The sequence below is a fragment of the Bordetella genomosp. 6 genome (assembly GCF_002119705.1).
GTDB lineage: Bacteria > Pseudomonadota > Gammaproteobacteria > Burkholderiales > Burkholderiaceae_B > Bordetella > Bordetella bronchiseptica_F.
Genome location: NZ_CP021107.1, coordinates 2206545 through 2229912, shown reverse-complemented (window position 1 = coordinate 2229912; position 23368 = coordinate 2206545). Strand labels below are relative to the sequence as shown.

At 71.2% G+C, this 23368-nt stretch carries 22 protein-coding genes; 13 read left to right on the top strand and 9 right to left on the bottom strand.

What is annotated here, in order from left to right; translation table 11 throughout:
- Positions 1-17: 17 nt before the first annotated feature.
- Together CAL11_RS10395 and CAL11_RS10390 are read right to left on the bottom strand one after the other, a co-directional pair.
- Entirely contained in the window at positions 18-1004 is a 987-nt protein-coding gene (locus CAL11_RS10395) for a Bug family tripartite tricarboxylate transporter substrate binding protein (RefSeq protein ID WP_086092869.1), read from the bottom strand.
- 18 nt (positions 1005-1022) lie between these two features.
- A complete protein-coding gene (locus tag CAL11_RS10390) occupies positions 1023-3062 on the bottom strand; it encodes an acetate--CoA ligase family protein (protein WP_086092868.1) in 2040 nt (679 codons plus the stop codon).
- A gap of 201 nt (positions 3063-3263) precedes the next feature.
- On the opposite strand from CAL11_RS10390, the gene CAL11_RS10385 reads away from it, so the two are divergent.
- The gene (locus tag CAL11_RS10385) at positions 3264-3944 is read left to right on the top strand and encodes a GntR family transcriptional regulator (protein WP_033466286.1); all 681 of its coding nucleotides are present in this window, start codon (positions 3264-3266) and stop codon (positions 3942-3944) included.
- 12 nt (positions 3945-3956) lie between these two features.
- On the opposite strand, the gene CAL11_RS10380 is transcribed toward CAL11_RS10385, so the two are convergent.
- Positions 3957-4868, bottom strand: coding sequence for an HpcH/HpaI aldolase/citrate lyase family protein (locus tag CAL11_RS10380; RefSeq protein WP_086092867.1), 912 nt, complete (start codon positions 4866-4868; stop codon positions 3957-3959).
- Positions 4865-5443, bottom strand: coding sequence for an NADPH-dependent FMN reductase (locus CAL11_RS10375; protein ID WP_033466274.1), 579 nt, complete (start codon positions 5441-5443; stop codon positions 4865-4867). Before CAL11_RS10375 ends, CAL11_RS10380 begins: the two co-directional genes overlap by 4 nt.
- 138 nt (positions 5444-5581) lie before the next feature.
- Between CAL11_RS10375 and CAL11_RS10370 the strand changes: the two genes are divergently transcribed.
- Both CAL11_RS10370 and CAL11_RS10365 read left to right on the top strand, forming a co-directional pair.
- Complete coding sequence (locus tag CAL11_RS10370) at positions 5582-6487, top strand: LysR family transcriptional regulator (RefSeq protein ID WP_086092866.1); 906 nt, start codon at positions 5582-5584, stop codon at positions 6485-6487.
- 7 nt (positions 6488-6494) lie between these two features.
- Positions 6495-9914, top strand: coding sequence for a TM0106 family RecB-like putative nuclease (locus CAL11_RS10365; RefSeq protein WP_086092865.1), 3420 nt, complete (start codon positions 6495-6497; stop codon positions 9912-9914).
- Here CAL11_RS10365 and CAL11_RS10360 read toward each other — a convergent pair.
- From CAL11_RS10360 to CAL11_RS10345, 4 genes are all read right to left on the bottom strand, one after another.
- Complete coding sequence (locus CAL11_RS10360) at positions 9902-12502, bottom strand: autotransporter outer membrane beta-barrel domain-containing protein (RefSeq protein WP_086092864.1); 2601 nt, start codon at positions 12500-12502, stop codon at positions 9902-9904. The genes CAL11_RS10365 and CAL11_RS10360 overlap by 13 nt on opposite strands.
- Before the next feature lie 172 nt (positions 12503-12674).
- A complete protein-coding gene (locus CAL11_RS10355) occupies positions 12675-13475 on the bottom strand; it encodes a siderophore-interacting protein (RefSeq protein ID WP_086092863.1) in 801 nt (266 codons plus the stop codon).
- Positions 13476-13500: 25 nt separating this feature from the next.
- Complete coding sequence (locus CAL11_RS10350) at positions 13501-14133, bottom strand: PadR family transcriptional regulator (RefSeq protein WP_086092862.1); 633 nt, start codon at positions 14131-14133, stop codon at positions 13501-13503.
- A gap of 238 nt (positions 14134-14371) precedes the next feature.
- A complete protein-coding gene (locus CAL11_RS10345) occupies positions 14372-14560 on the bottom strand; it encodes a hypothetical protein (protein ID WP_167382481.1) in 189 nt (62 codons plus the stop codon).
- 125 nt (positions 14561-14685) lie between these two features.
- Between CAL11_RS10345 and CAL11_RS10340 the strand changes: the two genes are divergently transcribed.
- Genes CAL11_RS10340 through CAL11_RS10310 form a run of 7 tightly spaced genes read left to right on the top strand, consistent with a single transcriptional unit; the run spans position 14686 to position 21290 of the window.
- The gene (locus CAL11_RS10340) at positions 14686-15444 is read left to right on the top strand and encodes an endonuclease/exonuclease/phosphatase family protein (protein ID WP_086092860.1); all 759 of its coding nucleotides are present in this window, start codon (positions 14686-14688) and stop codon (positions 15442-15444) included.
- Positions 15441-16643, top strand: coding sequence for a cardiolipin synthase ClsB (gene clsB, locus CAL11_RS10335; protein ID WP_086092859.1), 1203 nt, complete (start codon positions 15441-15443; stop codon positions 16641-16643). Before CAL11_RS10340 ends, clsB begins: the two co-directional genes overlap by 4 nt.
- Positions 16640-17587, top strand: a complete 948-nt coding sequence (locus CAL11_RS10330) for a lysylphosphatidylglycerol synthase domain-containing protein (protein WP_086092858.1) — start codon at positions 16640-16642, stop codon at positions 17585-17587. The genes clsB and CAL11_RS10330 overlap by 4 nt, the downstream gene beginning before the upstream one ends.
- Before the next feature lie 53 nt (positions 17588-17640).
- Positions 17641-18786 (top strand): DUF3182 family protein, encoded by a 1146-nt coding sequence (locus CAL11_RS10325; protein ID WP_086092857.1) that lies wholly within the window; start codon positions 17641-17643, stop codon positions 18784-18786.
- Complete coding sequence (locus CAL11_RS10320) at positions 18773-19528, top strand: alpha/beta hydrolase family protein (RefSeq protein WP_033466260.1); 756 nt, start codon at positions 18773-18775, stop codon at positions 19526-19528. The genes CAL11_RS10325 and CAL11_RS10320 overlap by 14 nt, the downstream gene beginning before the upstream one ends.
- 44 nt (positions 19529-19572) lie before the next feature.
- The gene (locus CAL11_RS10315; RefSeq protein ID WP_167382480.1) at positions 19573-20268 is read left to right on the top strand and encodes a CinA family protein; all 696 of its coding nucleotides are present in this window, start codon (positions 19573-19575) and stop codon (positions 20266-20268) included.
- Positions 20265-21290 carry a DNA topoisomerase IB gene (locus CAL11_RS10310; protein ID WP_086092856.1) on the top strand — a complete coding sequence of 342 codons (1026 nt, stop codon included), beginning with the start codon at positions 20265-20267 and terminating at the stop codon, positions 21288-21290. Before CAL11_RS10315 ends, CAL11_RS10310 begins: the two co-directional genes overlap by 4 nt.
- On the opposite strand, the gene CAL11_RS10305 is transcribed toward CAL11_RS10310, so the two are convergent.
- A complete protein-coding gene (locus CAL11_RS10305; RefSeq protein WP_086092855.1) occupies positions 21276-21575 on the bottom strand; it encodes a hypothetical protein in 300 nt (99 codons plus the stop codon). The two genes, CAL11_RS10310 and CAL11_RS10305, sit on opposite strands and share 15 nt — an antisense overlap.
- A 90-nt stretch (positions 21576-21665) precedes the next feature.
- Between CAL11_RS10305 and CAL11_RS10300 the strand changes: the two genes are divergently transcribed.
- From CAL11_RS10300 to CAL11_RS10290, 3 genes are read left to right on the top strand one after another with little or no spacing between them, the layout of a single operon-like run.
- A complete protein-coding gene (locus CAL11_RS10300) occupies positions 21666-21998 on the top strand; it encodes a four-helix bundle copper-binding protein (protein WP_033454474.1) in 333 nt (110 codons plus the stop codon).
- Positions 21999-22055: 57 nt separating this feature from the next.
- Positions 22056-22379: a DUF883 family protein gene (locus CAL11_RS10295; protein WP_086092854.1), complete on the top strand. Its 324-nt coding sequence runs from the start codon at positions 22056-22058 to the stop codon at positions 22377-22379.
- Between the two features lie 49 nt (positions 22380-22428).
- Complete coding sequence (locus CAL11_RS10290) at positions 22429-23355, top strand: Ku protein (protein WP_086092853.1); 927 nt, start codon at positions 22429-22431, stop codon at positions 23353-23355.
- The last annotated feature ends 13 nt before the right edge of the window (positions 23356-23368 follow it).

The window sequence follows — 23368 nt, the reverse complement described above, 5'->3', positions numbered from 1 at the left end:
AGTCCTTGTGTGGGGAATCAGGGCTGGTCCAGCTTGACGCCGGCCGCCTGTACGCGCTGGGCCGCGACGCCGCGGTCCAGGTCGAGGAAGGCGGCGAACGCCTGCGGGGTTTCGCGCACCGGCTCGAAGCCGATGGCGGTCAGGTTGCGGGCCACGAAATCGGCGTCGCTGACCACCGCGCCCACGTCGTCGGCCACCTTGCGGCGAAGCTCCTCCGGCGTTCCGGCCGGGGCGGCCAGGGCGAAGTAGACCGACGCATCGAACTCGGGATAGCCGGCCTGCGCGAACGTGGGAACATCGGGCGCGATCGCCACGCGGTGCGGTCCGGCCAGCGCGATCGCCTTGAGCTTGCCGGTGGCCACGTGCGGCATGGGCCCGCCGGCGATGGCGAACAGCATGTCCACCCGCCCGGCCATGACGTCCTGCATGGCCAGCGGCAGACCCTTGTACGGCACCTCGCTGGTCTGCACCCCATAGAGCTGGTTGAACCAGGCCCCGGCCAGGTGCAGCACGCCGCCGATGCCGGTGATGCCATAGGTGTACTTGCCCGGGTTGGCCTTCAGGTGCTTGATGAGTCCGGCCACGTCGTCGGCCGGGAAATCGGGGCGCGTCACCAGCATCAGCTGCGCCGTGACCAGCCGGCTGACCGGCGCCAGGTCGGCCGGCTTGTACGACAGCTTGGCGTACAGCTGCGGGTTGAGCGAGAACGCGGCCTCGGAGCCCAGCAGCAGCGTGTAGCCGTCGGGGGCGGCCTTGATCACGGCATCGGCGCCGATGATCTCGTTGGCGCCCGGCCGGTTTTCCACGATGACGGGCTGGCCCCACTTGTCGCTCAGCTTCTGCCCCACCGCGCGCATCAGCGCGTCGGCCGGGCCGCCTGGCGAATAAGGCACCACCACGCGCACCGGCTTGCTGGGAAAGTCCGCGGCCTGCGCCCACATCGGCGCGATCGCCCCGGCCAGCGCCAGCACGCGCAACAGGGTCGTGATTCTTTTCATGGTCATCTCCTCGGTTGATTCGCGCTAGGCGCGCAGGTAGACGGCGGCATCGACCGCCACCGCGCCGTGACGGCCCACCGTCACTGGGTTGAGTTCGATCTGCGCCACTTGCGGGCCGGCGCGCAAGGCCGCCTCGGCCAGCGCCGCCAGCAGCCCGACCGCCTCGTCAAAGCCCGCCGCGCCGCGAAAGCGCGACCGCAGCGCGCGCCCGACCAGCGTGCCGGCCAGGGCGTCGGCCAGTTCGTCGCGGCTGGCCGGCAGCGCGACGAAGCGCACATCCTTGAGCAATTCCACCCATTGGCCGCCCGATCCCGTCATCAGCACCGGGCCCAGTTGCGGATGCGCCAGCACGCCGGCCACCAGCTCCTGCCCGGGCAGGTAGCGCATGGCCAGCACCCGCTCGTCCTGCCAGCGCGCCACGCGCTGCAGCGCCTGTGCCAACTCGTCGGCATTGCGGATGTTCAGGATTACGCTGTCCTGATCGGAAATATGGGTGTCGGCCGAGTCGGCCTTGATGACCAGCGGGTAGCCCAGCTCGTCCGCCGCCTCGACCAGGCCGGCGCGCGCGCAGGCGCGTTGCGGGGGCACCGCCACGCCGTGCCCGGCCAGCCATTGCATGGCCTCGCTTTCGCGCAGGGCGCGCGGCGCGCCGTCGGCGGCCGGCGTCGCCGGCGCGGCGGGCATGGGCGCGCGCCGGCCGGCGGCGCGGCGCAGCCGCTGCAGGCAGGCGGCCAGCAAGGCGGCCGAATGGAACACCGGTATGGCGGCCTCGCGCAGGATCTCGCGCGAAGCGGTCTCGTACGATCCGCCGTTCCACAGGGCGATCATGGCGCAGCGGGTCCTGCCGCGCACCTCGGCCAGCAGGCGGCAGACTTCGGTGTAATCGTCCACCGTGGTCAGGATGGGCACCACCGTGCGCACCGCCGCGTCGGTCAGCAGCACATCCAGCACATCGGCGTGCAGCGCCGGGTTCTCGTAGCCCAGCGCCGTGATGTCGATCGGGTTGTGCACCGAGATATAGTCCGGCAGCACCTCGGCCAGGCGCGCCTCGGTGGCGGCGTCCAGCTCGGCGAAGCCCAGCCCGTGGGCGTCGGCCTGGTCGGCGAACAGTGTGATGTTGCCGCCCGAGATGCACAGCGAGGCGATGCCCTCGGCATGCTCGGCGCCGAAGCCATGCCGCAGCAGTTCGCACAGCCCCAGCGCCTGGTCCACGTCGTCGGCGCAGACGATGCCGTGCTGCTCGGCCAGATCGCGCACCAGGCGGTAGTCGCCGGCCAGCGAGCCGGTGTGCGACAGGGCCATGCGCGTGCCCGTCCGGCCGCGCCCCAGCTTGAGCAGGACCACCGGCTTGCGCAGGCCCAGCCGGCGCACCGCGTCGATCACCTCGCAGGCGGCGCGCTCGGCTTCGGTGACAGCCAGCACGACGCGCGTGGCCGGGTCCTGGAACATGTACTCGAGCAGGTCGCCGTACGAGACGCCGGCCGAATTGCCGGTATTGACGATATGGCTGAATCCCAGTCCGTCGCGCTGGGCGTAGTACGCCAGCGTGGCGTAGGCCAGCCCCCCGCTTTGCGACACCAGCGCCACGTCGCCCACGCCGTCGGCCCGCTTGAGCACGGCCGAGGGCGCGGCCATGACGCGCCCCGCCAGGTTGGAAAAGCCCATGCAGTTCGGGCCGATGAAGGTCAGCGCGCTGGCCGCTTCCTCGAGCGCGCGCTGCGCCTGGCGCCCGTCGCCGCTGGCCTCGGCATAGCCGGAGGTGTAGATGCTGGCGCCCGGCACCTGCTTGGCGCGGCAATCGCGCAGCACCTGCGGCACCCGTTCCTTGCCCACCACGATCACGCAGTGGTCGACCTCGCCCGGAATGTCGCCGACCGAAGCGAAGCAGCGCAGGCCCGCCACTTCCTGGTAGCGCGGGTTGACCGGATAGATGGCGCCTTCGTAGCCGCCCTCGCGCAGCGCGGGGATCAGCTGGCCGGCCAGCTTGTTGGGCGCCGGCGAGGCGCCGACGATGGCGATGCTGCGCGGATTGAGCAGCTTGCCGATGCGCTGGACGGCGTTCATGGACGCGCTCCCTGCGGGGGCTGGAACAGGAATGGCGGCAGCGCGGGATCGGGCGTCGCGCCAGGTGCGGCCGGGGTCTGCATGGATGTCTCCTTCGGGGCTCCGCCATGTGCGGCGGAATATTGATGCACGTTTTTGTAGGACAATAACGTTCGTCAACTTGTCGTACAATCAGGGTTATCGCCTATCCGAATGGACGCCATGACAGGAACCAGCAAGCCCAACGCAACTTCCGGCAGCACGCTCGAGTACGTGGTCGACACGCTGCGCCAAGGCATACTCAGCGGGCGCCTGGTGCCCGGCCAGCGCCTGGTCGAGGCGGATCTGACGCGCCAGCTGGGCGTCAGCCGCGGCCCGGTGCGCGAATCGTTTCGGCGCCTGTCGGCCGAGGGGCTGGTCGAGAGCATTCCCAACCAGACCACCATGGTGCGCCGCTATTCGAAGGCGGAGATGCTGGAACTGTTCGAGATACGCGCCGAACTGGAAGCGCTGGCGGCCCGCCGCGCCGCCGAATGCATGGCAGATCCGGCCGCCAAGGCGCGTTTCCTGCAGGCCATCGGCCCGATCTGGGACGAGCACTCGCTGGCCGCCGGGCCTTCCTACTTCGACGAGAACCGGCGCTTCCACCAGGCCATTGCCGACCTCAGCGCCAATGCGCAGCTGGCCGAGCTGATCCGCAAGCTGCAGCTACCGCTGATCATGTTCCAGCTCGGCGGCGCGATCACGCCGCAGTCCATCCAGGCGTCGATCGACGAGCACCGCCGCATCGCCCAGGCCATCGTCGACGGCAACGGCCGCAAGGCCGCCGCCGAGGTCAAGGCGCACCTGAAGCGCGCCTGCGACATCGTCGAGCACATGCCGCCGGATATTTTCCGGCCCTGATACGCGGCGGGTTCAGTCCGCGGCGATGGCCTGGGCCAGCGCCAGCACGCGCTGCGCGTCCTCGACGTGCAGCGCTTCCACCAGCATGCCGTCGACCACGGTCACGCCCACGCCGCGCGCCTGCGCGTCCTGCCAGGCGGCCATGATGGCGTGCGCGCGCACGACCTCGGCTTCCGACGGCCCGAAGGCGGCATTGGCGCTGTCGATCTGGCGCGGATGGATCAGCGTCTTGCCGTCAAAGCCCAGGTCGCGGCCCTGCTGGCAGGCCTGGCGCAGGCCTTCGGCGTCGGCCAGGTCCAGGTGCACGCCGTCGAGCGCCAGCAACCCGTGCGCGCGCGCGGCCAGCACCGTCATCGACAGCGCGGCCAGGACTTCGGCGCGCCCCGGCGTGTGGCGCGCATGCAGCGCCTTGACCAGGTCCGAGGTGCCCGCCACCAGCGCTTGCAGCGGCCCGCCCGCGGCGGCAATGGCGCCGATATCGAGGATGGCCAACGGCGTTTCGATCATGGCCCACCACGCCAGGTCCGGCGCGCCCGCCTCGGCCGCCAGCGCGGCGGCGCGCGCCAGCTGTCCGGGATGCTCGACCTTGGGCAGCAGCATCGCATGCGGGCCCAGCGGCGCCAGCGCCCGCACATCGTCGCGGCCCCAGGGCGTATCCAGGCCGTTGACGCGCACGATGACGCTGCGCCGTCCGAAGCCGCCCGCGCGCAAGGCATTGGCGACCTGCGCGCGCGCTTCTTCCTTGGCCGACACGGCGACCGCGTCTTCCAGGTCGAGGATCAGCGCGTCCGCATCGAGTTCGCGGGCGCGCGCCAGCGCGCGCGCATTGGCGCCGGGGGTATACAGCACCGAGCGGAAGGGGCGCGTGGCGTTCGTGGTTTGCGTACGGTTCATGGAGGATGGCGTGACAGGGTCCGGGATCATGGCGCGGACGCCGGCTCGCGCAACACCTGCAAGGCGTCGCTGAACCGGCGCAGTTCGGTCAGCAGGCCCAGGGCCATGCTGTCGTGGATGGGTTCGGGCTGGAAGCGGCCTGCCGCGTCCAGGCGTTCGGCCACCATGGGGATGGCCACGTATTCGAAGATGGGCACCATGCGCAAGGTCGTCAGGATCTGCTTTTCGGCCTGCACGGCGCGCATGCCGCCGGAGACGCCGCCATAGCTGACGAACGCCGCCGGCTTGTAGTTCCACTCTTTGTAGACATAGTTCAGGGCGTTGACCAGCGCCGGCGGCGGCCCGTAGTTGTATTCCGGCGTGACGAACACGAACGCGTCGGCGCTGGCCACGCTGCGGCTCCAGGCGCGCGTGTGCGCATGTTCGTACTGCTGCAGCATGGGGTGGCGCGGCTCGTCGTAGAGCGGCAGCCCGACCTGCGCCAGGTCCACCAGTTCCACCTCGAAGCCGCCATGCGCCAGCGCCTGGCCATGGAACCAGTCGGCCACGGCCGGCCCGACCCGGCCGGGCCGCGTGCTGCAGATGATGATGTGGAGTCTGGCCATGTTCGGAACCTCGCGTGTGGACGCCCTGGTTGGCAGCATAGCAGCAGGCGTGCGCCAGCATGCAGCCGGATCGAAAATACGGGTAGACTGCGATTCCGGGCCGCGCTGTCCTATTTTCAGAACTATCGAGGGGCGTCCATGCAGGATCTCAACGACCTCTATTACTTCGTTCAGACGGTCGATCACCGTGGCTTCGCCCCGGCCGGCCGCGCCCTGGGCATGCCGAAATCCAAGCTGAGCCGGCGCATCGCCGTGCTCGAAGAACGGCTGGGCGTGCGCCTGATCCAGCGTTCGACGCGCCACTTCTCGGTCACCGACATCGGCCAGACCTATTACGAACACTGCAAGGCCATGCTGGTGGAGGCCGAGGCGGCGCAGGAGGCCATCGACGCCGCGCAGGTCGAGCCGCGCGGCGTGGTGCGGCTGTCCTGTCCCGTGGCCCTGCTGCATACCCATGTCGGCGCCATGCTGGGCGAATTCATGCTGCGCTATCCGCGCGTCACCCTGCACCTGGACGCCAGCAACCGCCGCGTGGACGTGCTGGGCGAAGGCGTGGACGTGGCGATCCGCGTGCGCCCGCCGCCGCTGGAGAACAGCGACCTGGTGATGCGCCCGTTCGCCGACCGCGGCCAATGCCTGGTGGCCAGCCCCGCCCTGCTCGAGCGCCATGGCGCGCCCGCCCTGCCCGCCGACCTGGCTGCCTGGCCCAGCCTGGCGCTGGGCCAGCCGAACCAGCCGCACAACTGGCTGCTGACCGATCCGCAAGGCACGCAGGCCACGGTGCCCCTGGCCCCGCGCATGGTCACCACCGACATGCTGGCGCTGCGCAGCGCGGCGGTGGCCGGCGTGGGCGTGGTGCAATTGCCCTCGATGATGGTGCGCGGCCAGCTGGCCGATGGCACCCTGGTGCGCCTGTTGCCCGACTGGGCGCCGTGCCGCGAATTGATCCACGCGGTGTTCCCGTCGCGGCGCGGCCTGCTGTCGTCGGTGCGCACGCTGGTCGATTTCCTGGCCGAGCGCTTCGCGGCCCTGCAGGAAGACTGAAAGCGCCATGCAGCAGCTCGGCGCAACGCGGCGCTACGCCGCCTCGGACCTGGTGGGCTTCCTGGCCTGCGAACACCTGACGCAGCTGGACCTGCGCGCGCTCGACGCGGGCCAGGTGCCGACGCCGGCCGACGACGGACAGATGGCGCTGGTGCAGGCCAAGGGCCAGGCGCACGAGCAGGCCTGGCTGGAGCGCCTGCGCGCCCGCCACCCCGACCTGGCCGACGTCACGCGCGCCGGCCCGGACCTGCCGGCGCGGCTGGCCGCCACGCGCGCGGCGATGGCCGCGGGCGCCCCGGTCATCTACCAGGCCGCGCTCTGTCATGGCCCCTACGTGGGGCATGCCGATTTCCTGCTGCGCACCGAACACCCCTCGGCGCTGGGCGGCTACGGCTACGAGGCGCTGGACACCAAGCTGGCGCGCAGCCCGCGCGCCAGCTTCGTGCTGCAGCTGTCGTTCTACGCCTGGCTGCTGGAGCACGCGCAAGGCGTCGCGCCGCGCAGCATGCACGTGGTGCTGGGCAGCGGCCGCGAACTGGCGCTGCGCGTGGCCGACTACGCCCATTACCTGCGGCAGGTGCTGCGCCGCTTCGAGGCCGCGACCGCCGCCACGCCGGCGCCGCCGACCTATCCCGAACCCTGCGAGCATTGTCCGCAATGTCGCTGGCGCGCGGGCTGCGAGGCCCGCCGCGTCGCCGACGACCATCTGTCGCTGGTGGCCGGCATCTCGCGCCAGCAGACCCGGCGCCTCAACGCCCAGGGCGTGACCACGCTGGCGCAGCTTGGCGCCCTGCCCGAGCACGCGCGGGTGGCCGGCATCGAAGCCGGCGCGCTGCAGCGGCTGCGCGCGCAGGCCGCCCTGCAATGGCGCGCCCGCGTCGATGGCGCGCGCCATTACGAACTGCTGGCGGCGCAGGGCGACGGGCCACGCGGCCTGGCGCGCCTGCCGCGCCCGGACCCCGGCGACATGTTCTTCGACATGGAAGGCGATCCGCTCGAAGACGGCGGCCTCGAGTACCTGTTCGGCCTGTACGTGATCGACGACGGCGTCGAACGCTTCGTGCCGTTCTGGGCCCACGACCGGCGCCAGGAGAAGCAGGCCTTCGAAGCCTTCATGGATTTCGTGGCCGCACGGCTGCGCCGCCACCCCGATGCGCATATCTATCACTACGCGCCCTACGAGGCCACGGCCTTGAAGAAGCTGATGTCGCTGCACGGCACCCGGGAAGCCGAGGTCGACCACCTGCTGCGCGCCGGCAAGCTGGTGGACCTGTACCGCGTGGTGCGCGAAGGGCTGCGCGTGTCCGAGCCCAGCTATTCGATCAAGTACATCGAGCATTTCTACCTGCCGCAGCGCGCGGGCGAAGTCACCAGCGCCGGCGCCAGCATCGTGTACTACGAGCGCTGGAAAGCCACCGGCGAGGCGCGCCTGCTGCAGGACATCGCCGACTACAACCGCGACGACGTGATCTCCACCTGGCGCCTGCGCGACTGGCTGTGCGGCATCCGTCCCGCCGGCCTGCCCTGGCTCGACGAGGCCGGCCAGCAAGACCTCGACGCCGCGCGGGCGGTCATCGGCGAAATGACCGAGGCCGAGCGCCGCCTGCTGCCCTACCAGGCCGCGCTGGCCGAGGCGCTGCCGGCCGACGAAGCCGACTGGTCGCCGCGCGACGCTTTCCGGGCGCTGGTCTACCAGTTGCTGGACTTCCATCGGCGCGAGCAGAAGCCGGCGTGGTGGGCCTGGTTCGCCCGCGCCGAGGCCACCGACGGCGAGCTGGTCGAAGACGCCGAATGCCTGGGAGGACTGGTGCGCGACGACGCCGCGCCGCCCGTGCGGCAGGCGCAGTCGCTGCGCTATACCTACCGTTATCCCGCGCAGGAAACCAAGCTGCGCACCGGCTCGCGCTGTACCGACGTACGCACCGGCGCCAGCCTGGCCAACCTGGTCGTCGACCCGCACGCGCGCCTGGCCAGCTTCACCTGCGGTGCGCGCAAGCCCGCGCCGCCGCCGCGCATGGCGCTGGGGCCCGCGGCGCCGGTCAACAACAAGGAGTTGGTCAACGCGGTGTTTCGCTACGGCGACGCGGTGTGCCGGGCGCCGGACGGCGCATCCACGCCGATGCGCGCCGTGGATGCGCTGCTGCGCCGCGAGCTCCCGCGCATCCGCGGCCTGGCCAGCGGCGCGCCGCTGGTTGCGCCGCGCGCCGAACTGCTGCCCCAGGTGCTGGACATCGTGGCGCGCATGGACGAAACGACTCTGTTCCTGCAAGGGCCGCCAGGCGCCGGCAAGACCTACACCGGCTCGCGGGTGCTGCTGCAGCTGCTGCGCGCCGGCCAGCGCGTGGCCGTGTCGTCCAACAGCCACCACGCCATCAACAACCTGCTGGCCGGCCTGGAGCGGCTGGCCGAACGCGAAGGCTTTGCCCTGCGCGGGGCCAAGAAATCCACCAGCGCTGGCGACGACAGCTGCCTGGGCGGCACGCAGATCGAGGACGTGTTCGACAACAAGGATGTCGATCCCGCGCGCCATCAACTGGTGGCCGGCACCGCCTGGCTGTTTGCCCGCCCCGAGTTCGAGCAGGCGTTCGACTACCTGTTCGTCGACGAAGCGGGCCAGGTCAGCCTGGCCAACCTCGTCGCCATGGGCCAGTGCGCGCGCAACATCGTGCTGCTGGGCGACCAGATGCAGCTTGGCCAGCCCAGCCAGGGCACGCATCCGGGCCGCTCGGGCGAATCGGCGCTGGAATACCTGCTCGACGGCGAGGCCACCATCGCGGCCTCGCAGGGCATTTTCCTCGACACCTCCTACCGCATGCATCCGCAGATCTGCGGCTTCATTTCGCAAGCCATCTACGACGGCAGGCTGCGCGCGGCGCCGGCCACCGCGGCCCACCGCCTGTTGCTCGACGAGGCGGCCGGCCGCGAACTGCCCGCGCACGGCATCCGCTACGTGCCGGTGGCGCACGACGGCAATACGCAATCCAGCCGCGAGGAAGCCGCGCGCGTGGCGGAACTGTGCGCGCTCCTGCTGCGCCAGCGCTATGTGGACGAATCCGGCGCGCCCGCGCCGCTGACGCTGGACGACATCCTGTTCGTCGCGCCGTACAACGTGCAGGTCAATACCCTGCGCGCTGCCCTGCCGGACGGCGCGCGCGTGGGCACGGTGGACAAGTTCCAGGGCCAGGAGGCCCAGGTCGTGATCGTGTCCATGGCGACCTCCAGCGGCGATTACCTGCCGCGCGACCTGGAGTTCCTGTTCAGCCGCAATCGCCTCAACGTGGCGATATCGCGCGCGCGCACGCTGGCCATCCTGGTCGCCAGCCCGGCGCTGACGGCGGTGCGCTGCCGCAGCGCCGAACAGATGGCCCTGGTCAACACCTTGTGCTGGGTGGCCGAGGCGGGCAGCGCGCCGCCTTACCAGGTGTAGCGCATGCCCAGTTGCGCCGAAGCGCCGCGCAGGTACTGGCTGTCGATGCTGGTGGCGTAGGCCAGCCTGCCGTAGAGGGCCAGGCTGGGGGCCAGCGTCACGCTGGCCCCGGCCGCCAGTTCGAGCGAGGTCGCGCCGCGCCGCGTATCGATGCTGTCCTGGCCCAGCACGATGGTGTTCTCGCCGCTGAACGTGCGCCAGAAGTTCAGCGCCGCATAAGGGCGCCACACATGGACTGCGGCCGCGTACTCGCCCTGCAGCCGGGCGCCCAGCCGGGCGGTCAAGGCGTTGTCGTCGCGGATGCGCACTTCGGACACGGCGTCCGAGAAGTCGTCCACGCGCGTGCGCTGGTAGATCAGCTGCGCCTGCGGCTCCAGCGTCCAGCGCTCGGACAGCGCCAGCGGGTAGCCGCTTTCCAGCGAGGCCGTGAACGCCTGTCCGCGCGTATCGGCGTCGCGCCCGGCCTTGGAATCGGTGTCGATGTCCATCCAGGTATTGGCCAGCACGGTGTCCACGTACCAGCCGCGCGGGCCGACATAGGTCCAGTAGCCGCCGACGCTGTAGCCGTCGATGGTCAGCCGGCCGGTGGCGGCGTCGCGCTCGCCGCCCGCCGAGCCATGGGTGTCGCCGCGCGCGTGCGCATAGCCGCCGAACAGCCCGAAGCGGTGCAGCCCGCCGTCGGGGCGCACCCTGCTGTAGAGATCCTGCCCCAGCTGCACGCCGGCCAGACGGGCGTCGATGCCGGGTTGCGCATCGCCGTCGAGGGCCTGCTTGCTGTTGCCGCCAAAGACGCGCGCCCAGGCCGCGACGCGTTCGCCGTCGCGCGCCAGCAGCGCCTGGTTGCCCTGCCGCTCGTGGAAGGTGCCCAATTGGGCCAGGCCCATGCGCCGCGCCAGCATGGGAATGCCGCTGTACAGCGCCACCTCGGGCCGGTACAGCGGCGTGTCCTCGATGCTCGGCCGTTCGCCGGTTCGCCGGGCGATGTCGTCGGCGATCGCCTCGGCTTCGGTGAGGCTGCCGGCCAGTCGGTCGTCGACCAGATAGGCACGCGAGCGCAGGTACCAGCTATCCGGCGCGCCGCCGGTCGCGCCGCCGCGGTACAGCCGGTACTCGTATGCGCCGGCGTTGAGGGGAGCGGCCAGCGAGAAGGCCCCGGCATCCGACCTGGCGCCATTGATGGCCTGGACCACCAGGATGCCGTCGGCCGCGGTCAGGGCGCCCTGCCCGCCCCGGTTGACGACGGTGACCGGGGTGCTGCCGCTGGCCCGCCCGCCATCGATGACCAGCCTGTCGGAGGCGGCCCCGTCGCCGGCCAGCACCGTGTTGACGCGCAGGGTGCCGCCCGCGCTGGCGTAATCGCCGCGCACGGTCAGCGCGCCGAAGCCGCTGCCGTCGTTCGGGCCGGGCCGGATCTCGCCAGCGTTGCGCAACGCGCCGGCCAGCGTGCCGGTGCCGGCCAGCACCGCGCCGGCGGCCAGGCTGTTGGCCGGGCTGGCCAGCGTGCCGGCAAGGAAGAACGTACCGGTGCGCAGATCCACGCTTTCGGTGAACGCGGCGTCCGAGGTCCAGCGCCAGTCGGCGCCGCGCATGGTCAGGGTGCGGAAATTGGCGAACGGGTTGTCCACCGTGCCGCTGCCTTCCAGATAGGCATGGCTGGCCGCCGCGCCGCCGTCGGCCAGGCCGGCGATGGCCGAGCCGGTGCGCAGGATCAGCGTGCCCGTCCCCTGGGGGCCCATGTAGACAGCCGTGCCGCCGCCGGCCCCGCCATGCCCTTCCAGGTAGCCGGCGTTGATGAAGGTATCGTTGCCGTTCTGGCCGCGCAGCGCGTACGAGTGATCGCTGATGATGCGCCCGCCGGGCAGGTTCTCGACGCGGGCATGGAAGCCGTTGGCGTTGGTGGTGTTCACATGCACGCCGTCCGGGCCGAATATGCCGTTGCTGCTGGCGCCGCGGGCGTGGATGGTGCCGCTGTTGACCAGCACGTTGGCCGTGGGGCTGCCGCCCTGCAGGTACACGCCCTTGGCATCGGTGCCGTTGACCGTGATGGTGCCGCTGTTCTCGACGCGGTTGCCCGGTCCGTTGATGGCGATGCCGTGCGCGCTGCCGCCCTGAGTGACGATGCTGCCGCTGTTGTCGACCAGCGTCCCCGTGCTGCCTACGTTGGGCACCGAAATGCCCCGCACGCCGCTGCCGGAAGTCCTGATCGAACCTCTGTTGATCAATTGGTTGTCGTTGCCGAACCCCACCATGGCGCCGCGCGAGGAGCCGGCGCCGCCGGCCATCTCGATCGTGCCCTCGTTGACGATGCGGCTGCGCTCATCGACCGACAGCGCCCGCGTGGCGTTGGTCGAGAACAGCGCGCCGGGCGCCACCGTAATGCTTACGTCCTGGCTGCCGGCCGCCGCCTCCACCGACTGGTTGGCCACGATGCCGTCGCATTGCACGCTCTGCCCGCTGGCAGGCGCCAGCGTGGGTGCGCAGGCCGCGGCCGCGGGCGTCGCGCCCAGCGATTGCAGCAGGCCGGCGGCGGCCAGCATGGCCGGCAACGGGGCGGATCGCGCTGTGGAACGGCGGCGGACGGTACGCATCGGGTCTCCAGTTCGCAACATCTTGCATTGTTTTTTGCGAGAGTAGCGGCTGGATACGCGAGAAATGTGTGCTTTTTGTAAGAAATGCACCATTTTCTGTCGCGTTTGCGAGGACGCGCGAGCGGCCGGGCCCGGCGCCGTGTTGCGTCGGTGTCACAAGTCCGGCGACGGCTCAATCGTGCGTTTCGTGCACCGCCGCCTGGCCGCGCTTCCAGTAGCTGGCGGCGCGGATACGGCTTTTGTCCAGCCCGTGCGTGTCGACCAGCGCCTGCCGCACGGCGCGCGCAACGGTCGATTCGGCCGCGGCCCAGGCGTAGCCTTCGCCCGGCGGCAGCCGCAGCGCGCGCACCGCCTCGGGCAGGCGGCTGCCGGCCGATTCGCGCAGCAGCCATTGCACGCTGGCCTGCGCGCGGGTCGACAGCGCCAGCCGGGCCGCCGGGTCGGTGACTTCGATCACGGCAATGGCGGGCTTGCCGGGCGGCAGTTCCTCGAGGCGGCGGGCGATGGCCGGCAAGGCGCTTTCGTCGCCCACCAGCAGATGCCAGTCGTACTCGAGCGGCACCACGAACGAGCCGCGCGGCCCGGCCACGCCCAGTTGCTGCCCCGGCTGGGCCTGGGCCGCCCAGCTGGCGGCCGGCCCTTCGCCATGCAGCACGAACTCCAGGTCGAGCTCGCCGGCGCGCGCGTCGTGGCGCCGCGGCGTGTAGTCGCGCATGGGCGCACGGGGTTCGCCCTCGGCGAACACCAGGCCGTCCGGTCCCAGTTCGGGCAGGACCGGCCGTGCCGCGCCGGGCGGCGGGAAGAACACCTTGACGTGGTCGTCGAACGATGCCGAGACGAAGTCGCGCAGATCGTCGCCGGCCAGGGTGATGCGCGCCAGGTGCGGCGTGGGCCGCGTCACGCGCTTGACTTCGAGCAGGCGCATTTTCAGCGGATGGCGTACCCGCTGCACGTTCAGTTCGGTTGGGGGCATTGCAGGTCTTCCAGGGAAATTTGTATCAGGACGACAGGCCGTCGAGCTCGGCGGCAGCGCGCGCCAGGATGGCCGCCAGTTGCCGCTGCCGCGCCGGCGTGGCCTCGGCGTGGCGCGCCAGCGCCTGTTTCAGCGCCATGCGCGCCTGCACGTACTCGGGCAGCCAGCCGGTGGCCAGGTCCTCGCCCTCGGGGCCGGCTTCCATGGGCTGCCCGGCCCAGGCGCGCCGCATCCACTCCATCTTGCGGCCGACGTGGGCCAGCTGCGCCATCAACAGGGTGACGCGCTCGCGGTTGGCCTGCAGATGCGCGCGGCCCGGCTCGGCCAGGTGGTAGTGCTTGCGCGCGCCGTCCTGGCTGACCGTGGCGTGGCCGGCCTCTTCCAGCCAGGTCAGGGTGGGATAGACCATGCCCGGGCTGGGCGTATAGAAACCGCGGCTGCGCGCCCCCAGCGCCTTGATGAGCTCGTAGCCATGGCTGGGGCCTTCTTCGAGCAGCGCCAGGATCATCAGCTGCAGGTCGTCGGCCGAAAACTTGCGGCCGCGCCGCCAGTCTGGACCGTCGCCGCCGGCGCCGTGGCCGCCGCCATGCCGTCCCCCGGCATGGCCGCCGCGGCGGCCGCCGTGCGCGGCCATGGCAAAGGCATGAAATGGATGCATAGGGTCACCTATATCTTAAGATATAGATCTTACGATATATCGGCCCCCGCAAAAGTGTCAAGCCGCATGTAAAAAACACCGCCGCGGCCCGGCCTGCGCAAGCGGCCGGCCCGCGCGGGCACGGCGCGTGCTCGCCTGCCGCGGCATCAGGAGGATCAGGACATGCGGACAGAGGAATCGAAACAGCGGCGCCGCGCGATCGCGCGGCGCTGGCTGGTCGCAGTGGCCATGCTGGCCATCATTGCAGTCGTGGCGCGTTGGCTGGCGAGCTTGTCAGGCGCCTGACAGGCTCGCCCGGCGCGTCGGGCGGCGGCAGGTCGATATCGGGATCGTCGGTATCCGGATCGACCGGCAGGTCGCCGGGCGGCGAATCCGGCGGAATGGGATCGGGTTTGGGGGGTACGTGACAGCGCAACGTGGCGGACATCGTCGTCTCCTTGGGGCGGGGCGCAAACCATCGAAAGCCAGCGTAGCGCAAGCGCCGTGCCCGCGCCATCGCCGCGCGGGCACGGCGCTTGCTGGGGCTGCGGCATCTCGCCGCCCGGAGCGCCCATGCCGCCAGAACCGATCCGGCTCAGGATCCTGACCGTCAATGCACACAAAGGCTTCACCAGTTTCAACCGCCGCTTCATCCTGCACGAACTGCGCGAGGCCCTGCGCGAGGCGCGGCCGGATCTCGTGTTCCTGCAGGAAGTGCTGGGCGAACACCAGCGTCACGCGGCGCGCCACGCGCGCTGGCCGACGGTCTCGCAGTACGAGTTCCTGGCCGACACGCTGTGGAGCGCCTATGCCTATGGACGCAACGCCGTCTACCCCGATGGCCATCATGGCAACGCCGTACTGTCCAAGTACCCGATCGTCTCGCACCGCAACGAGGACCTGAGCGTGGGCGCCGCGCACGAGCCGCGCGGCATGCTGCACTGCGTGCTGGACGTGCGCGACGCGCCCGCGCCCCTGCACGCCCTGTGCGTGCACCTGGGCCTGCGCGAGGCGCATCGCCAGGAGCAGCTGCGGCGCCTGTGCGCATACCTGCGCCAGCACGTGCCGGCGCAGGCCGCGGCCCTGCTGGCCGGCGACTTCAACGACTGGCGCCAGCGCGCCGACGCGACGCTGGCGCGCTGCGGCCTGGCCGACGTGCACCGGCTGGCGCTGGGGCACGCGGCGCGCACCTTTCCGGCCGCCTGCCCCCTGCTGCGGCTGGACCGCATCTACGTGCGCAACGTGGCCGCATCCGAGCCGCGCCGCCTGAGCCGGCGTCCGTGGTCGCGGCTGTCCGACCATGTACCGCTGGCCGCCGAGGTAACGCTGTGAGCACGCCCTGGCGCGACGGCAACCGCTTCGCCATTCTCGAGAATGGCGGCAGCTATTTCCCGCGCGTCTACGCAGCCATCGGCAAGGCCCGCGAGGAAATCCTCATCGAAACCTTCATCCTCTTCGACGACGCGGTCGGGCGCGAGCTGCGCGAGGCGCTGATGGCGGCGGCGCGGCGCGGCGTGCGTATCGACATCACCGTCGACGGCTATGGCTCGGACAGTCTGCCGCCGGAATTCATCGCCGGCCTGGTCGAACTGGGCGTGGGTTTCCACGTATTCGATCCGCGCCCGCGCCTGCTGGGCATGCGCACCAATCTGTTTCGCCGCCTGCACCGCAAGATCGTCGCCATCGACGGCACGCTGGCCTACGTCGGCGGGCTGAATTTCTCGGCCGACCATCTCGACGACTACGGCCCCCAGTCCAAGCAGGACTACGCCATCGAGATCGCCGGCCCGCTGGCTGCCGACATCCGCGATTTCGCGCGCGCCGCGCTGGCCGCCGTGCCGCGGCGGCGCTGGCGCCGCGCGCGGCCGGCCGCGCCGCCGCAAGCGGCCGGCCCGGCGCGCGCACGCCTGGTGGTGCGCGACAACGACCGGCACACCAACGATATCGAGCAAAGCTACCGCGTGGCGATCCGGGCCGCGCGCCGCGATATCGTGATCGCCAACGCGTATTTCTTTCCCGGCTACCGGCTGCTGCGCGACCTGCGCGCGGCTGCCGCGCGCGGCGTGCGCGTGCGCCTGATCCTGCAAGGCGAGCCCGACATGCCCATCGCACAGCTGGGCGCGCGCCTGCTGTACGACGCCCTGGCCGAGGCCGGCGTGGAGATCCTCGAGTATTGCGAGCGCCCGCTGCACGGCAAGGTCGCCAGCGTCGACGACGAGTGGGCCACGGTAGGGTCGAGCAATCTCGATCCGTTCAGCCTGGCGCTGAACCTGGAGGCCAATGTCGAGGTGCGCGACAGCGCCTTCGCCAGCGGCCTGCGAGAGCGGCTGGAACGGCTGGCGATCGATCATTGCCGGCCGGCGCCGAAACACGATGGCGCCGGGCGCCAGCTGCGTCGGCTGTTCGCCGGCGCGCTGGTCTACCACTTCCTGCGGCGCTTTCCCGCCTGGGCCGGCAGCCTGCCCGCCCACAAACCCCGCATCCAGACCCTGCGGCCCGACGGCCAAGGCCAACCGGACGATGCGACATGACGCACGCGCACCATCATGGACACCGCAGGCGCCGCCTGGGCGCATGGCTGGCCGGCATCGTGGGCCTGGGCGTCGTCGGGGTGCTGCTCTACCAGGCGCGCCGCATCGACTGGCACGCGGTGGCGCGCGCCGCGCACGATATACCCGGCCCGGCCGTGGCGCTGGCCGCCGCGCTGGCGCTGGCCGGCTACCTGGCCTACGCCAGCTTCGACATCCTGGCGCGCCGCTATGCCGGCCATCACCTGCCCGCGTGGCGGGTGGCGACCATCGCCATGACCAGCTACGCGCTGAACCTGAACCTGGGCGTCCTGCTGGGCGGGGTCGCCGTGCGGCTGCGGCTGTACGGGCGCCACGGCCTGCGCACCGCCTGCGGCCTGCGTGTGGTGGCGTTCGCCACGGCCACCAACTGGGTCGGCTATGCCTGGCTGGCCGGCGCCCTTCTGCTGGCCGGCCAGATGCCCACGCCAGCCGGGTGGCATCTGGGCGCGGGCCTGCTGCGCACCGTGGGCGCGGCGCTGCTGGCCGGCGCGCTGGCCTATCTGTACCTGTGCCGTTACGCACGGCGGCGCGCCTACACCTTGCGCGGCCACCGCTGGGTGCTGCCGGACCTGCCGACCGCGCTGCGGCAAATGGGCCTGGCCGGCGTGTCATGGGCCATCATGGGCGGCATCATCTACGTCCTGCTGCAAGGCCGCGCGCCTTATCCGGAAGTCCTGGCCATCCTGTTGTTCAGCAGCATCGCCGCGCTGGTGGCCCACATTCCGGGCGGGCTGGGCGTGATCGAGGCGCTGTTCGCCGCCGCCCTGGCCACGCGCATGCCGGCCAGCGAAAGCCTGGGCGCGGTGCTGATGTACCGCTTGCTGTACGCCTGGATACCGCTGTGCGTGGCGCTGCCGGCCTACCTGGGCACCGAATGGCGCCACCGGCGCGCCGCGGCCGGTTGACCCCGGGCACGGCGCTTGCTGCTGCGGCGCTGTTTCCGCTTCCGGACCCGCCCATGAGCCCTACCGCCGCTGTAACGCGCCGTCCCGTCGATCTGGTGGTCGCCCATCCGGGCCGGCGCGACGCGCCGCGCCACGAGCGCGCCAGCCTGCGCGCGCTGGCGCGCGGCATTGCCGAATTGCTGGATTGCGAGTACGCCGACACGCTGCCCGCGGCAGAACGCGACCCGCGACTGCGCGTCTATTACGTGCCAGCTCGCACCTTGCTCGGCGGCCGCGCGCTGGCCCTGGGCATCCAGGGTCCGGACGACCTGTTCGGCGGCGTCGCGCCGCATGGCTTCGTCGCCACCAAGGCGATCACCCATGCGTTGCCGCATGACCGGTGCGCCGCCCCGGCGGCCTGGTCGCGCGAACTGGGCGCGCGGCTGTCCGACAGCGTGCTGCCCGGGTATACGGTCTTTGCGCTGGACGAGGCGCGCCAGGCCGGCGCGCGGATGCTGCGCGCCGGCCCGCTGCGCATCAAGCCCGTGCGCGCCACCGCCGGCCGCGGCCAGCGCAAGGTCGCCGAGGCGGCGGCCCTGGAACAGGCGCTGGCCGAGCAGGACGCCGGCGAAGTGCGCCGCTATGGCCTGGTGCTGGAGCAGCACCTGGAAGAAATCTCGACCTACAGCGTTGGCGTGGCGCAGGTGGGCGAACACGTGGCCAGCTACATCGGCACGCAGTCGCTGACGCTGGACCACGCGGGCCAGGAAGTCTACGGCGGCTCGGACCTCTGGTTCGTGCCGGGCCCCCTGTCCGCCCTGCTGCAGCTGGACCTGGACGCGCCGCGGCGCGCCGCGCTGGAGCACGCCATGCGCTATGACGAACAGGCGTTCGCCTGCTACCCGCGCCTGTATGCGTCGCGCCGCAACTACGACGTGGCGCGCGGCCGCGATGCGCGGGGCCGCTGGCGCACCGGCGTGCTGGAACAATCGTGGCGGGCCGGCGGGGCCAGCCTGGCCGAGATCGCCGCGCTGCGCGCGTTCGCGCAGGATGGCAGCCTGCGGCGCGCGCACGCCGCCACCAGCGAGCACTATGGCCCGGACCCGGCGCACCCGCCGGGCACCCGCATCGTATTCCACGCCCGCGACGCCGAGGTCGGCTTCATTTCCAAGGCGGGCGGCATCACGGAAGACAACGGCACGGACCATGACGACACATAGCGAGACCATCACGATCCCCGTGTTCGACACCCAGGTGGCGGGCACCTTGCTGACGCCGCGCGCCAAGCTGCCCGGCGTGCTGTTCGTCCATGGCTGGGGCGGCAGCCAGCGCTTCGACCTCAGCCGCGCGCGCGACATCGCCGGCCTGGGCTGCATCTGCCTCACCTTCGATCTGCGCGGCCACGCCGCCACCGAGGCGCAGCGGCGCCAGGTCACGCGCGAGGACAGCCTGCGCGACATCATGGCGGCCTATGACGCGCTGATCGCCCACCCGGCCGTCGACACGTCCGCCATCGCGGTGGTCGGCAGCAGCTATGGCGGCTATCTGGCCGCCATCCTGACCACGCTGCGCGCGGTGCGCTGGCTGGCCTTGCATGTGCCGGCGCTGTACCGCGACGACGAATGGGCCCAGCCCAAGCTGCAGCTCGACCGCGCCGCCATCGCCGCCTACCGCCATGCCACCGTGGCGCCGGAAGGCAACCGCGCGCTGAGCGCCTGCTCGTCGTTTCGGGGCGACGTGCTGATCGTGGAGGCCGAGCACGACGACTACATCCCGCACTCGACCATCATGAGCTATCGCGGCGCGTTCCTGCACTCGCATTCGCTGACCCATCGCATCGTCGACGGCGCCGACCACGCGCTGAGCGACAAGCGCTGCCAGCAGGCCTATTCGTCCATCCTGCTCAACTGGGCCACCGAAATGGTGGTGGGCGCGCGGGTCGGCGCGGGCCGCCCGGCCTGAACGCGCAGGCATGCCGCTTGCCGCCAACTGTCCAGGAAAACGCCATGAACGCCTTGCAACGCACCGCCCTTTACATGCAGGAACAGCGGCTGACGCTGGTCACCGCGGAATCCTGCACCGCCGGCCTGATTGCCTCCTTGCTGGCCGAGGAACCCGGCGCCGGGGCCCTGCTCGACTGCGCCTATGTCGTCTATTCGCCGCAGGCCAAGACCCGCTGCCTGGGCGTGGCGCCCGGCATATTGCGCCGCCACAACCTCACCAGCGAAGCCGTGGCGCGCGCCATGGCCCTGGGCGCGGCGCGCCACAGCGACGCCAACGTGGCGATCGCCAACACCGGTGTCGCCGACGAGCCCGCCGATGGCACGCCGGCCGGCACCCAGTGCTATGCGTGGCTGTTCAAGGCCGGCCCGGCCGACGCCCAGCCCACGGTCTATACCGAAACGGCGCGGTTCGACGGCGCGCGCAACACCATACGCCGCGACAGCGCCCGCTATGCCTTGCAACGCCTGCCGCACTACCACGCCCTGTGGCGCGCGGCGGGCAATCCAGAGCCCTCGACCATGAAACCTACCCCCACCTCCCACGACCGCAAGCAGGATGACGACACCGAGCGCGAAGCGCAGCGCAGCCATGGCAGCCAGCAGTCGCGCACCAAGAAGGACGGCCACGTATCGCAGATAGGCAGCAACCAGGATCAATCCAGCCAGCGCAACCGGGGCCAGGGCGCGCGCCGCTCGTGAGCGCCGCGGCGCCCGCCGCGCTGCGCTATGTGGACGACAGCCGTCCCGGCCTGACGCGCCGCCGGCTGCCCGGCGGAAAGTTCGCCTACTACGATGCGGACGGCCGCCGGGTGCGCGACCCTGGCACGCTGGCGCGCATCGCGGCGCTGGCCATTCCCCCCGCCTATCGCGAAGCGTGGATCTGCGCGCGCGCGGACGGGCATCTGCAGGCCACCGGGCGCGACGCCCGCGGACGCAAGCAGTATCGCTACCACCCCGACTGGCGGGCCTGGCGCGACGCGGCCAAGTACGGCCAGCTGCAAGAGTTCGGCCGCGCCCTGCCGCGCATCCGGCGGCGTGTGGCGCGCGACCTGTCCGGCCGCGGCCTGGCGCCGGACAAGGTCGCCGCCACCGTGGTGCGCCTGCTGGAAACCACGCTGGCGCGGGTCGGCAGCCGTGCCTACGCGCGCGAGAACGGTTCGTTCGGCCTGACCACCGTCACGCGCCGCCATGCCTCGCTGCAGGGAAGCCGGTTACGCCTGCGCTTTACCGGCAAGAGCGGCGTGGCCCACGATGTCACCGTGCGCGACCGCCGCATCGCGCGCGTGGTCAAGCGCTGCCTGGACCTGCCCGGCCAGCAGCTGTTCCATTATCTGGACGAAGACGGCGAGCCGCGCCCGGTGGATTCGGAACTGATCAACGCCTATCTGCGCGAGGCCGGCGGCGGCGACTTCACCGCCAAGCACTACCGGACCTGGGCGGCCTCCGTGCTGGCGCTTGCGCTGCTGGTGCGCTGCCCGGCCGCGGACGCCGCGGCGCGGCGCGCGGCCGTGGCCGAGGTCGTCAAGCTGGTGGCCGCCCGCCTGGCCAACACGCCGGCGGTGTGCCGCGCCTGCTACATCCATCCCGGCATCGTCCAGGCCTACCTGGACGGCGCCTTGCCGGCGGGCGGCGCCGCGCCGGCCGGGCCGCGCGGGCTGGCGGCCGACGAACGCCGCCTGCTGGCCTTCGTGGCGGCCTGGCCGGACTCAGTAGATCGATGAACGGGCGTTCTTGGCGCGTGGCTGCGGCGCCGCACCATCGGCCCAATTGGATTCGGTCTGGTTGTCCACCGCCGGCCCCTGCTTGCCGGCCCGAGGGCTTGCCGGCGGCTTGGGCGGCAGATTGGGCACCAGCACCGGGCCGCGCGGCGGCAGCACCTTGGCTTGATCGAGTGACGGATCGTCGCGCGCGCTGGTTCCGCGCACGGGTCTGGCCTTGGACATGTTGCACCTCGCGCAAGAGATTGCGTACAGTTCATGGTAGTGGGCGGCGCGGCGCGCCGCCATCACGGCTGGTCTCCATTTGCAAGCAAGTCTGAGCGCGCGGCGCCAGGCGCGCCGCTTGCGGCACGCGTGGTTTGCCCCAAGGAGATGGTCATGCTCAATACTCACGTTGTCGAATGCCTGCAGGCCTGCGGCCGTTGCGCCGCCGCGTGCGACTACTGCGCGAGCAGCTGCCTGCGCGAGGGCCACGGCGCCGATATGGCCCGCTGCATCGCACTGGACCTGGATTGTGCCGCCGCCTGCCGCCTGTGCGCCGCCCTGATGGCGCGCGAAAGCGAATTTTCTACCGATATGTGCACCTTGTGCGCGCGGATATGCGAAGCCTGCGGCGACGAATGCGCACGCCACGAGCCTCGCCACTGCCAGGAATGCGCCACGGCCTGTCATGCCTGCGCCAGCGCTTGCCGGGCCATGGCCCGGCCCTGACGCAGCGCCTTGCCGGCTTCCTGTCCCACCCTTTTCCCCCAACCGGAGCAGCCCGCCATGCCTACTTCCAAGCGCCCCGCCAACTTCCCCGCCGATCCGACCGCGCCCATGTCCGCCGGCGCGCGCCAGCGCTGGCTCGACGAAATCCACGCCACGCTGGACGATCCCCGATACGCCGATATCGAAGAACTGAAGACCCGCTTGCGGCAACAGCTGGACGCGGCGCGCGAAGCCTGGTCCCAGCTTGCCGACAGCACCAGCAGCCTAGCCAGCGAAGCGGTCGACTGCGCCGACGAGTTCGTCCATGCGCGGCCCTGGCAGGCGGTTGGCGTCGCGGCTGGCGTGGGCATGCTGGTGGGCGCCCTGCTGTGCCGCCGCTGACCTGAGGCGGGCACGCTGTTTGCCGAGCCTGCCGTCCTGACAAGGAGGGATGATGGCCAGAATCGTCTGGAAAGGCGCGATCGCGTTCGGGCTGGTGCACGTGCCCATCGTGGTCCATGCGGCGAGCCGGCCCAATCGGCTCGATTTCGACTGGATCGACCGGCGCGACAATGCGCCGGTGGGCTACCAGCGCATCAACAAGCGCACTGGCCGCACGATCGATAGCGAATATATCGTCAAGGGCTACGAGTACGAGAAAGGCGAGTACGTCTACATGAACGACGAGGATTTCGCCCGCGCCAACGTCGCCGCCACGCAGACCGTGGAGATCCTCGACTTCGTCAAGGCCGACGAAGTGCCGCTGTATTACTTCGACACGCCGTACTACCTGGCGCCCGACCGGCGTGGCGGGCCCGGCTACGCGCTGCTGCACCGCGCCCTGCGCGAAAGCGGCCGCATCGGCATTGCCCAGGTCGTGCTGCACACGCGCCAGCACCTGGCGGCCGTGATGCCGGTGGGAGAGGTGCTGATGCTGGTCACCATGCGCTACGCCGACGAGATCGTGCCGGCCGAGGAATTCGGCCTGGATGACGCGGCCACGCACGACAAGCCCGGCACGCGCGAACTGCGCATGGCCATGCGCCTGCTCGACGACATGACGCGCAAATGGAACCCCGCGCAGTACCGCGACGCCTATCGCGACGACCTGATGGCCGCCATCGAGAAGAAAGTGCGCGCCGGCAAGACGCATGAGCTGGCCGAGCCGGGCGAAGCCGCGCCGCGCGCCAGCGCCAAGGTCATCGACCTGGCGGCCATGCTGCAGCAGAGCCTGGAGCGCGGCAAGCGGCGTGCCGGCGCGCCCGCGGCCCCGGCGAAAAAGGCCGCGTCGGCCCGGAAAACCACGGCCAAGGGCGCCGCCGCCAAGCGGGCGCGCAAGACGCCCGCGCGGCGCGCTCCGGCCCGCAAGGCGGCCTGACAGGAGAGCACCG

What these genes read in the sequence shown, in the direction of transcription:
- CAL11_RS10395 (WP_086092869.1), bottom strand. Translation starts at nt 1,004, where the DNA reads ATGACCATGAAAAGAATCACGACCCTGTTGCGCGTGCTGGCGCTGGCC.
- CAL11_RS10390 (WP_086092868.1), bottom strand. Translation starts at nt 3,062, where the DNA reads ATGAACGCCGTCCAGCGCATCGGCAAGCTGCTCAATCCGCGCAGCATC.
- CAL11_RS10385 (WP_033466286.1), top strand. Translation starts at nt 3,264, where the DNA reads ATGACAGGAACCAGCAAGCCCAACGCAACTTCCGGCAGCACGCTCGAG.
- CAL11_RS10380 (WP_086092867.1), bottom strand. Translation starts at nt 4,868, where the DNA reads ATGATCCCGGACCCTGTCACGCCATCCTCCATGAACCGTACGCAAACC.
- CAL11_RS10375 (WP_033466274.1), bottom strand. Translation starts at nt 5,443, where the DNA reads ATGGCCAGACTCCACATCATCATCTGCAGCACGCGGCCCGGCCGGGTC.
- CAL11_RS10370 (WP_086092866.1), top strand. Translation starts at nt 5,582, where the DNA reads ATGCAGGATCTCAACGACCTCTATTACTTCGTTCAGACGGTCGATCAC.
- CAL11_RS10365 (WP_086092865.1), top strand. Translation starts at nt 6,495, where the DNA reads ATGCAGCAGCTCGGCGCAACGCGGCGCTACGCCGCCTCGGACCTGGTG.
- CAL11_RS10360 (WP_086092864.1), bottom strand. Translation starts at nt 12,502, where the DNA reads ATGCGTACCGTCCGCCGCCGTTCCACAGCGCGATCCGCCCCGTTGCCG.
- CAL11_RS10355 (WP_086092863.1), bottom strand. Translation starts at nt 13,475, where the DNA reads ATGCCCCCAACCGAACTGAACGTGCAGCGGGTACGCCATCCGCTGAAA.
- CAL11_RS10350 (WP_086092862.1), bottom strand. Translation starts at nt 14,133, where the DNA reads ATGCATCCATTTCATGCCTTTGCCATGGCCGCGCACGGCGGCCGCCGC.
- CAL11_RS10345 (WP_167382481.1), bottom strand. Translation starts at nt 14,560, where the DNA reads ATGTCCGCCACGTTGCGCTGTCACGTACCCCCCAAACCCGATCCCATT.
- CAL11_RS10340 (WP_086092860.1), top strand. Translation starts at nt 14,686, where the DNA reads ATGCCGCCAGAACCGATCCGGCTCAGGATCCTGACCGTCAATGCACAC.
- CAL11_RS10330 (WP_086092858.1), top strand. Translation starts at nt 16,640, where the DNA reads ATGACGCACGCGCACCATCATGGACACCGCAGGCGCCGCCTGGGCGCA.
- CAL11_RS10325 (WP_086092857.1), top strand. Translation starts at nt 17,641, where the DNA reads ATGAGCCCTACCGCCGCTGTAACGCGCCGTCCCGTCGATCTGGTGGTC.
- CAL11_RS10320 (WP_033466260.1), top strand. Translation starts at nt 18,773, where the DNA reads ATGACGACACATAGCGAGACCATCACGATCCCCGTGTTCGACACCCAG.
- CAL11_RS10315 (WP_167382480.1), top strand. Translation starts at nt 19,573, where the DNA reads ATGAACGCCTTGCAACGCACCGCCCTTTACATGCAGGAACAGCGGCTG.
- CAL11_RS10305 (WP_086092855.1), bottom strand. Translation starts at nt 21,575, where the DNA reads ATGGCGGCGCGCCGCGCCGCCCACTACCATGAACTGTACGCAATCTCT.
- CAL11_RS10300 (WP_033454474.1), top strand. Translation starts at nt 21,666, where the DNA reads ATGCTCAATACTCACGTTGTCGAATGCCTGCAGGCCTGCGGCCGTTGC.
- CAL11_RS10295 (WP_086092854.1), top strand. Translation starts at nt 22,056, where the DNA reads ATGCCTACTTCCAAGCGCCCCGCCAACTTCCCCGCCGATCCGACCGCG.
- CAL11_RS10290 (WP_086092853.1), top strand. Translation starts at nt 22,429, where the DNA reads ATGATGGCCAGAATCGTCTGGAAAGGCGCGATCGCGTTCGGGCTGGTG.